We start from the raw sequence: 4,243 nt of genomic DNA, 5'->3' as shown, positions 1-4,243 counted from the left end.
CGTTTTAGTGAAATCGTGTTGTTGGCTTAAGAGTTTACCGGCAATTTTTTGCGGCGCCATTGTCGCTCACCTTTAGCTCCCCTCCTCTCACCTCTAGCTCCCCTTTAGCGCGTTTAGCTCACAACGCATATAACGGGCAACACTCAGCCTGCTACCGAGCAAGCAAACGCCCTCTAAAGCGCCCCTGCCTGCGGCTTCGATTTTGCCTGACGATTAAGGTACACCGGCCACAGCTGCACCTGCATCACCGATACTATAATCAAGCCCATCCCCAGCAGAGATAAACCATCTAACTGCGGCGCCTCAAATAGCAGAGGCCACCAGCCAAAACTCACCACCATCGCTGTGGCACTAAAACTCAATACCGGGGTTAGGGCCAACATCGCGCTCACCTGCGCCGTTGGCCAATACTTCATCGCCTGACCAAAACAGCCATAGGCTATCAAGGTATTGGCGGCGCAAAATAAGGCAACTTGCCATTCAAAGCTATCCATTTGCGCAAACTGACTAAAATCGCTAAAGGGCGCCATGACCAGAACTCCCAGAGCATAGATAACCAACAATACGTTAGCGGGGGATAACCGCTGCAGCAGGGACTTTTGTAACAAGGCATAGCTAGTCCAAGCGAGCACCGAAAACTGAATGATCATCACCCCGAGCCACACCTGCTGATTGTCGGCGGCTGAAACATCTAAGTAAGGGTTAAAAAACATCAACATCCCTAAGGCTAATGTCGCAAAACAACTCAATTGCAACGCGTTGAGTCGCTCCTTAAAAAACAATACGCCACCAAAGGCCAAAAAGAAGGGCGAGGTTTGAAAATTGAGCTGGGCCACTCCTGGAGCTAAGTACTTGAGGGAATATACAAATGACACATAGTTCAGCATCAAAAATAGCCCTGCAAGGCACAATCTTAACCACAGTTTGCGATCCAAGGAGGCAAATTGCTTAAGGCTCCCGACACTCCATTGGACCGCAACACTCACCAAGAGCGCCACCAAAAACCGAAACCAAGTCAAGGTGACAGGATCAATAAAGCCACCTGAGAGTTTAAGCGCGATAGGCAAAATGCCCCAAAATACGACCGCGATACTAATAAATAACAATCCGAGCTGCGCCTGCTGACGCGCTGAATAAGGAGGATGATTTGACGTCACAGGTGATCCAAGTGATACCGCAGGATGGGGCGCCATTGTGACACTCTGCGCAGGCGAGATCTAGCCAGCCAATCGCTAAACCCTACGACCTATTGGATACTTTTGCTGACACCGCAGGCTGCGCTCAAGTCGCTACGCTTGGCTCGGTTAAGCTTCACGGGCGCAATTTTAGCAAGCCCTTTTTAAGGCGAACAGGTATATTGGGGCCAGTTCGCGACTCACAGTGCCCAGTTGATAGGATATGCCATGCCGCAATTAGCAAACCCAACACTCAATCAATCGCTGATTCATGCCGCTGCCAACGAGTTAGCCCAGCGCCGCGCCACAGGCAACGCCGGAGAGCGACTGGCGCCCGCATTAAGACCGCACAACGTTGCACAAGCCTTTGCCATTCAGCAAGCGGTCGCACATCTGTACCAAAAGGCCAATAACCCCATTGCCGGTTGGAAATGCCTACTGCCCAGTGCCGATAAAATCGTCGTGGCGCCGATTTACCAGCAAGATGTGTATCGCCATCCTTCCAACTGCCCGCTGTATCCCAGCGCCGCCGGATCCGCACGGGTTGAACCCGAGCTTGCCTTTGAGATAGCCGAGGATCTCCCCCCAAATAGCCAAGCCTATAGCCAAGCTCAGATAGATTCTGCCCTTGGGCATACCCACCTCGCCCTTGAGCTTATCAACAGCCGCTACCAGAACCCGAGCGAAGCCAACTATTTTGATGCCCTCGCCGATGGCTTAGTCAACCAAGGCCTCTGGCTTGGCCCCTGCATCGATACTGACAACCTTGAGGCAGAAAAAATCGACACCCACCAGTTTGAACTTAGCGTTAAGGTAGAAAACGGCGAACACCGACAAATATTGGCGACACACCCCAACGGGTTGGCTAAAGCAGGACTTTACTGGCTGGTGAACTTTTTATCGGCCCAAGGGATCGGCTTAAAGCGGGGGCAATACGTGATCACGGGCTCCTATGCGGGGGTTCTCGAACTCCCCTTGGCGCAGCGCTGCCAGTTTCAATACGGCTCACTTGGGGGATTTGAGGTCGAATTTGTTGATAAATCATCAAGTCGATAACCAACTTAATGGATGAACATGATGTCAACGCCCCAGCCAATCCCCAGCATCTTAGCTTGGTAGACCGGGGCGCAATGAAGCTAGCCACCATGTCCTTAAGCCCGCGACTAAAGCCCGCGACGAATATAGAACCAGCATGCGACTAAATATATAACCAGCCCGCGGCTAACACACGACCGGCTGCGCAAAGGCGAGCTGAGTTCGAGCAGGTCTAGATACCCACCACAACAACCAACAAATCCACATCAAAGCTCAACAACCTTACCGCAAAAACAAAGCAACCTTGCCACAAAAACAAAACAACCTTAGTATCCTAACAAAGATCACAATAAGGATAAGCGTATGTTACATGGAAGAATGCTCCAGCTCAGCGGTCTACTCGCCCTCGTATTGAGTTCCCCTTTTGCCGTAAATGCCTCTCAAGCTAGCTTCGCAAAAGCCTACAGCGACTATCAAGCCGCCGTCGAACAAGGTGATGCGCCATCGATTGAGGCCAGCGCCAAAGTCGCTTATGAGCTCGGGGCCACTCAATTTGCCAAAGACAGTATTGAGGTAGCCAATCTCGCGCTCAACTGGGCCAGTGCGTTAGAAAAAACGCTCACCGGTCCACTACTTGCGCCACACAACCAAACGAGCACGGCCGAGATAAATGCGCTTTATCAACAGGCACTGACCAGCTACAAACACCACTATGCTAAATCGGCCATTGAGCTGATTGATCCTCTGCTTGGTGCAGCACTCACTGAGCCGAATGCCACAGTTGCCAAAAATTATCTGCAGCAAGCGGTCGATATTGCAGAAAAATCCCAGCATAAAAAACTGCTTGCCGATATAAAAATGACGGCATTTCACCGCCTTGCTAACACTGAACTCTATACGCCTCGGATTAAAAATTTCGCCCTTGAGGCGCTGGAGAGTTACGTCCAAATCCTACCTGAAAATGCGCTCGATAGAGTGAAAGCCACCTATACCGTAGGCGCGATTGAATTTGCCGAAAAGCATTATCTCAAAGCGGAACCGTTGTTCCTTGAGGTGATTAAGCAGTTTGATGCGCTCGAGTACACTCATCCTTACGCCCTTAGCGCCCACGCTTATTTAGTCGATATATATGAACGCAAAAATAAGCGCGAGCAAGCGACTGCCCACTGCCTCGCCATTGGCAAAATGCGCCCCTGGACTGACACTCAGGAGCAGCAACCCATTTTTCGCACCTTACCAGACTATCCCATGTCCTATATCAAAGCGGGCAAGAGTGGTTGGGTAAACTTAACATTTACCGTCGATGAACAAGGCTTTGTCAAAGATCCAGAAATCATTGCCTCAGAGGGCGGCAGCTTATTTGAAAAAGAAAGCCTAAAAACGTTAAGCAAATGGCGTTATGCGCCCAAATTTGAGCATGGTAAAGCCATTGCCGCTAAAACCAGTGTACGCATGGATTACACCATCAACCGCTAACCTGCTGATGAGCAACGCACCACTGGGCGCATGAACCGGGCCTGTTGTGCACTGGCGACTTCGCAAGCCGGCAGTGCAGCCATGGAGTGGCGCGGGAACGAATATGTCAGCCCCGGAGTCGTGACAGCCGTTAAGGCAACGGCTCGTCACTTAGATTTAGTGTTTAGGTTTAGATTTAGCGTTTAGATTTAGCGTTTAAATTTAGTGTTTAGGTGCGATAAAGCACCTTAACCACATGCCAGCCAAATTTGGTTTTAACCAGATGAGGCACTAATAATTGCCCAGTAAACGCCACTTTATCAAAGGCTGGCACCATTTGGCCTTTTTTAAACTCGCCGAGATCGCCGCCTTTTTTAGCCGAAGGGCAGGAGGAAAATCGCTTCGCCAGCTGCGCAAAATTAGCGCCATTATTCAATTGTTTAATAATGTCTTCAGCCTGCTCTTTGTGTTTAACCAAAATGTGCACTGCCGCCGCGGTTTTATATATCATCATCTTTCACTCAACATAGTGGCTGTGCCATCCTGCGGATGCCACGGCCGCGATTATTCAAAGCGCC

General features: G+C 50.3%; 4 protein-coding genes. 2 read left to right on the top strand and 2 right to left on the bottom strand.

Going from position 1 to position 4,243, the window contains the following annotated elements:
- Window positions 1–173 precede the first annotated feature (173 nt).
- Entirely contained in the window at window positions 174–1,157 is a 984-nt protein-coding gene (locus ACRCZA_RS13365) for a DMT family transporter (RefSeq protein ID WP_438674912.1), read from the bottom strand.
- Window positions 1,158–1,403: 246 nt separating this feature from the next.
- On the opposite strand from ACRCZA_RS13365, the gene ACRCZA_RS13360 reads away from it, so the two are divergent.
- Together ACRCZA_RS13360 and ACRCZA_RS13355 are read left to right on the top strand one after the other, a co-directional pair.
- Window positions 1,404–2,231 carry a hydratase gene (locus ACRCZA_RS13360; protein WP_438674911.1) on the top strand — a complete coding sequence of 276 codons (828 nt, stop codon included), beginning with the start codon at window positions 1,404–1,406 and terminating at the stop codon, window positions 2,229–2,231.
- 342 nt (window positions 2,232–2,573) lie between these two features.
- Window positions 2,574–3,686: a TonB family protein gene (locus tag ACRCZA_RS13355; protein ID WP_438674910.1), complete on the top strand. Its 1,113-nt coding sequence runs from the start codon at window positions 2,574–2,576 to the stop codon at window positions 3,684–3,686.
- A 208-nt stretch (window positions 3,687–3,894) separates the two neighbouring features.
- Here ACRCZA_RS13355 and ACRCZA_RS13350 read toward each other — a convergent pair whose 3' ends face one another.
- Window positions 3,895–4,173, bottom strand: coding sequence for a peptidylprolyl isomerase (locus tag ACRCZA_RS13350; RefSeq protein WP_438674913.1), 279 nt, complete (start codon window positions 4,171–4,173; stop codon window positions 3,895–3,897).
- Window positions 4,174–4,243: the final 70 nt, after the last annotated feature.

Source organism: Shewanella sp. (assembly GCF_051658185.1).
Classification (GTDB): domain Bacteria; phylum Pseudomonadota; class Gammaproteobacteria; order Enterobacterales; family Shewanellaceae; genus Shewanella.
This window is presented reverse-complemented; position numbering and strand designations above follow the sequence as displayed.